This window comes from Silanimonas sp., from assembly GCF_044377035.1.
GTDB lineage: Bacteria > Pseudomonadota > Gammaproteobacteria > Xanthomonadales > Xanthomonadaceae > Silanimonas.
The window spans coordinates 1-5,518 of the sequence record NZ_JBILJW010000046.1; the positions used below are offsets into that span (position 1 = coordinate 1).

Below are 5,518 nucleotides of genomic sequence, written 5' to 3' on the forward strand. Positions count from 1 at the left end.
GACTCCGAGCGCACTTCGTAGAGGAAGCCGCGGACGCGATCACCCGGACGCAGGGCGTCGCGCGGGATCGACTTGTCCTTCGGGATGAAGGCTTCGGCGTTGCCGCCGAGGTCGACGTAGATGTTGCCGCGCTCGGCGCGCTTGACGACGCCGGTGACGAGCTCGCCCACGCGGTCGCTCCACGCATCGACCACCTGCTGGCGCTCGGCCTCGCGGACGCGCTGAACGATGACCTGCTTGGCGGCCTGGGCGCTGATGCGGCCGAATTCCGGGTTCTCGATCTGCTCTTCGATGAACTCGCCGACCTCGGCGCCTTCGCGCTCGTCGACCGCATCCATCAAGCGGATCATCCGGTCCGGCGATTCCATCACCACGTCGTCGGCCACGACTTCCCAGCGACGGAACGTCTCGTAGTTGCCGTCCTTCGGGTTGATCGCGACGCGGCAGGCGACGTCCTGCTCCGGGTAACGCTTCTTGGCGGCGGACGCCAATGCAGCCTCCATCGCCTCGAGGATGACCTGGCGCGGCACGCCCTTTTCATTGGCGACCGCTTCGATGACCAGCAACAGTTCCTTGCTCATGCTTGACTCCGCGACAGCGCGACCTAGGGCCGGCTTCAGTGGGTTCCGGGTGATTTCGAATTCGGGGTTTCGGCGCGCTTGCGGCGCGGACGGGGTGCTTTCGGCGCCGCCGTCTCGAGGCCCAGCGCCGCGTAATCCGGCACCAGCCTCGCTTTGTCGATGTTGTCGAACGAGACGGCGAACTCGCCGCCGTTCTCGAGGCCGATGACCAGCAGGTCGGCCTCGGCCCTGAGGATGGCGCCCTGGACGCGGCGACGACCGTCCTGCGGCAGCGCCAGCGCCACCTTGACCTGTTGGCCGGCGAAGCGCGTCGCCTGCGCGGCATTGAAGATCAGGCGGTCAAGGCCCGGCGACGAGACTTCGAGCGTGTAGGCGCTCGCGATCGGGTCGTTCACGTCCATCACCGCCGACACTTCGCGGCTGACCGCTTCGCAATCTTCGACGGTGACGTGGCGCTCTCCCGAGGCGACGTCGATGTACAGGCGCAGCAGGCCATGGCTGCGCGAGGGCGCGAACTCGATGCCCTGCAGCTCGAGGCCGAGGCCAAGGCCTTCGACGACGGGGGCGAGCATGGCAGTGAGTTCTTCGGTCTTTGTGCTCATGGGCCTGCGCGAAAAAACGGAAACAAAAAAGGGCCGAGAGGCCCTTTCCGGTACATCCAATTTCCGGGGGCCGGAACCCCTCGAGAGGGACTTCCGACCCAGCCTGACGTCGATCCGGAGCAGAGGATACGACGCGAAACTGGTAGCGGGGGCAGGATTTGAACCTGCGACCTTCGGGTTATGAGCCCGACGAGCTGCCAGACTGCTCCACCCCGCAGCAGAGACGGCGAGTATACGGGGTTACCTGCGCCCTGCGCAAGCACCCTGTTCGATCATGCGAATGCGGCGCGCGTCCAAACCATGATCAGGTTGGCGAAGACGCCGAGAACCAGCAGCGCGATCGCGTTGGTGGCGAACACGAAGCGCAGCGTTCCGTCGGGGTGCACGACCGCGACATCACGTTCCGGCTCGTCGAAGAACATGACCTTGATGACGCGCAGGTAGTAGAACGCACCGATCACGGCCATCACGACACCAGCGATCGCCAGCCACAGCAGGTCGGCCTGCACGGCGGCGCGGATCGCTTCCAGCTTGGCCCAGAAGCCGAGCAGTGGCGGCAGGCCGGTCAGCGACGCCATCACGATCAGGATCAGGGTGGCGTGGAACGGACTCTTCTGCCACAGACCCTTGTAGTGCGCGATCGACTCGGCTTCAAAGCCTTGGCGGGACATCAGGATGATCGCGCCAAAGGCGGCGGTGGCCGAAATCGCGTAGCTGATGGCGTAGAACATCGCGGCCGAATACCCGGTCGGCCCGGCGTTGGCCAGCGCCATGAACAGGAAGCCGACGTGCGAAATCGTCGAGTACGCGAGCATGCGCTTGAGGTTCGTCTGCGCCAGCGCCAGCAGGTTGCCGATCACTAGCGACAGCAGGGCCAGCCACGCCACCATCTGCGACCATTCCGCCGAGGTCGCGCCGAGGCCCGACTCCAGCAGGCGGTAAGCGAAGCCGAAGGCCGCGATCTTCGGCACCGAGCCGATGAAGAGCGTGATGGCCGTGGGCGCGCCCTGGTAGACGTCGGGCACCCACATGTGGAACGGCGCGGCGCCGAACTTGAACGACACACCGACCAGCACGAAGACCACGCCGAACAGCAGCAGGCTGCGGTCGCTGCTGCTCGCGGCAGCCTGGTGCACGGCCTCGAGGCCGAGGCTGCCGGTGGCGCCGTAGATCATCGACATGCCGTACAGCAGCAGGCCCGACGCCAGCGCGCCCAGAACGAAGTACTTCATGGCGGCTTCGGAGGCGACCTTGCTGTCGCGGTCCATCGCCACTAGGCCGTACGAGCTCAGCGCCAGCATCTCGAGGCCAAGGTACAGCGTGACCATGTTGCCGGCCGACACCATCACCATCATGCCGAGCAGGGCGAACAGCACAATCGCGTAGAACTCACCGGCCATCAGGCCGCGCTCGGTCAGGTACGGGCGGGCATAGGCCAGCGCGAGACCGGTGGTGATGCACATCGCGATCTTCAGCACGTCGGCCAAGGTGTCGCGGACGAACATGCCGCCGAAGGCCGAGATCGGTTCGCCGGCGAGACCGCGACCGACCAGCAGGGCCGTCACGAGGAGCGCCAGCAGCGCGAGGAAGTGGATCAGGCCGCGACGCTTGGCGTCGACGAAGAGATCGGCCAGCAGCAGGCCGAACGCGGCGCCGCAGAGGACGATCTCGGGGAGGACGGGGACCAGGTCCGCGGCGGTGGGCAGGGGCATCATCGCGATCAGGTCTCCGTCACGGCGTCACGAGTTTGGTGGCCGACAGCTGCGACACCAGCTGAACCACGGACGCGTCCATCAGGTCGGTCAAGGGCTTCGGATAGACGCCGAGCAGCAGCACGCCGACGGCGAACAGGCCCAGCACCCAGGCTTCCCGGGCATTGATCTCGGTGAGCTCGGCCACATGGCTGTTGGCGACCTCGCCGAACAGGATGCGCTTCACCATCCACAACGTGTAGGCGGCGCCGAGGATCAGGGTCGTGGCGGCGATGAAGCCGATCCACGGCTTGGCCTGGAAGGCGGCCAGGATGACCATGAACTCGCCCACGAAGCCCGACGTGCCCGGCAGGCCGGCGTTCGCCATCGCGAACAGCACGAAGAATCCGCCGAACCACGGCATGACGTTCATCACGCCGCCGTAGTCCTTGATCATGCGGGAGTGCATGCGGTCGTAGAGCACGCCGACGCAGCTGAACATCGCGCCGGACACAAAGCCGTGCGAAATCATCTGCACCATCGCGCCCTGCAAGCCGAGCTCCGCTGCGTCCTGGCGGACGTCGCCACCGCGCATCAGGCCGAAGGCGATGAAGATGCCCAGCGTCACGAAACCCATGTGGGCGATCGACGAATACGCGATCAGCTTCTTCATGTCCTCCTGCACCAGCGCCACGAGGCCGATGTAGGCCACGGCGACCAGCGAGAAGGCGATGACCAGCCACGCCCACTCGGCACCCGCGTCGGGGACGATCGGCAGCGTGAAGCGGATGAAGCCGTAGCCGCCGATCTTCAGCATGATCGCGGCCAGCACCACCGAGCCCGCGGTCGGCGCCTCGACGTGGGCGTCCGGCAGCCAGGTGTGCACCGGGAACATCGGGATCTTCACCGCGAAGGCGGCGAAGAACGCGAAGAACAGCCAGGTCTGCTCGGTGGCCGTCAGCTGCAGCGTGTAGAGGTCGGCGAGCTGGAAGCTGCCGCCCTTCACGTACAGGTAAAGCAACCCGACCAGCATGAACACCGAGCCGAGGAAGGTGTACAGGAAGAACTTGAGGCTGGCGTAGACGCGGTTCGCACCGCCCCACACGCCGATCACGATGAACATCGGGATCAGCATCGCCTCGAAGAACACGTAGAACAGGATGGCGTCCTGCGCGGCGAACACGCCGATCATCAGGCTCTCGAGCACCAGGAAGGCCGCGTAGTACTGGTGCACGCGGCGCTCGACCGAACCCCAGGCCCCCATCAGCACCAGCACGCTGGTGATCGTGGTGAGCAGGATCAGCGCCACCGCGATGCCGTCGACCCCGAGGTGGTAGAAGATGTCGAAGGCCGGGATCCACTCGCGCTTCTCGACGAACTGCATCGAGGCCGACGACGCATCGAAGCCGGTGTAGAGCGGGATGCTCAGCGCGAGCGTCGCCAGCGCGACCAGCAGCGCGAACCACTTCGCCTGCGTGCCGCGCGACTCACCGAAATAGAGCGTGGCCAGACCGCCCAGGAGGGGCAGCCAGATCAGGGCGCTCAGCAGGGGAAAACCATCCATCAGGGCGTCCTTGGTCGGTTCAGGCGGCGGTCCATCGACCGACCAGCCACATCAGGGCGATCAGGCCGACGATCATCGCGAAGGCGTAGTGGTAGAGGTAACCCGACTGCACGTGGCGGCTGACGGCGGCGACCCGATCGATCACCCACGCGGAGCCGTTGACCAGCACACCGTCGATCAGGCCGCGGTCACCGCGCTTCCAGGCGATCTGGCCGAGCTTGATGCCGCCGTCGGCAAAGCCGTTGATCCAGAGGTGGTCCATCCAGTACTTGGCCTCGAGCACCTTGACCAGCGGCGCGAGCGCCTTGCGGATCTTCCCGCTGAGGCCCGGACGCAGCAGGTAAAGGAAGGTCGCCAGCGCGAAGCCTCCGAGCATCAGCCAGAACGGCAGCGCCACGAAACCGTGCGATCCGAAACCGACCGCGCCGTGGCCAAAGTATTTGCAGCCGACATAGCCCAGCAGATCCGGCGTCAGCGCCACGCCCGAACCGTGGCTGGCCTCGTCCGCGGCGTTGATGGCCTCGCAGTTGGCCGGAGCCTCGACCGCCGGCTCGAAGGTCACGCGCGACGGCAGCGTTGCGATGGCGTCGGGCGAACGCTCAACGTACTGGTAGATCGCCCCCTCGAAGAACGGGGTGACGTCCTTCTGGCCGGAGAGATCCTTGCCGAACAGCATCGGCCCCACCGTAAAGAAGCCGACCAGCACCGACGGAATCGCCAGCAGCACCAGCGGCACGGTGACGACCCACGGCGACTCGTGCGGTTCGACCGGGCCATGGTGGCCATGGTCGTCGTGCGCGTCGTGGTGGTCGTGGTGGTCGCCGTGCGCCCCATGTCCGTCATCGGCGTGCGCGTGGCGGAAGCGCTCTTCACCGTGGAACGTCAGGTAGAACAGGCGGAAGCTGTAGAAGCTGGTGACGAAGACGCCCGCCAGCACCGCGAAGATCGCGTACTGGTTGACCCAGCTGCCGCCCTCGCCCGCCGCGCGGACCGCTTCGATGATGCTGTCCTTCGAGTAGAAGCCCGAGAAGAACGGGAAGCCGACCAAGGCCAGCGTTCCGATCAACGAGGTCCAGTAGG

4 protein-coding genes, 1 tRNA gene and 1 pseudogene are annotated in these 5,518 nt (G+C 66.1%); all 6 read right to left on the reverse strand.

The window, feature by feature from the left end; genetic code table 11:
- The coding region (locus ACIQ6S_RS14005; protein ID WP_397608892.1) for a NusA N-terminal domain-containing protein at window positions 1-581 on the reverse strand (581 nt) is incomplete at its 3' end.
- 35 nt (window positions 582-616) lie between these two features.
- Window positions 617-1,183 (reverse strand): ribosome maturation factor RimP, encoded by a 567-nt coding sequence (rimP, locus tag ACIQ6S_RS14010; protein ID WP_397608893.1) that lies wholly within the window; start codon window positions 1,181-1,183, stop codon window positions 617-619.
- 140 nt (window positions 1,184-1,323) lie between these two features.
- A tRNA-Met gene (locus ACIQ6S_RS14015) sits at window positions 1,324-1,400 on the reverse strand.
- Between the two features lie 55 nt (window positions 1,401-1,455).
- On the reverse strand, window positions 1,456-2,898 hold the full coding sequence (nuoN, locus tag ACIQ6S_RS14020; protein WP_397608894.1) for an NADH-quinone oxidoreductase subunit NuoN: 1,443 nt from the start codon (window positions 2,896-2,898) through the stop codon (window positions 1,456-1,458).
- A 16-nt stretch (window positions 2,899-2,914) separates the two neighbouring features.
- On the reverse strand, window positions 2,915-4,438 hold the full coding sequence (locus ACIQ6S_RS14025; RefSeq protein ID WP_397573800.1) for an NADH-quinone oxidoreductase subunit M: 1,524 nt from the start codon (window positions 4,436-4,438) through the stop codon (window positions 2,915-2,917).
- Between the two features lie 19 nt (window positions 4,439-4,457).
- Window positions 4,458-5,518, reverse strand: a pseudogene (locus tag ACIQ6S_RS14030) (hypothetical protein); the annotation flags it as partial.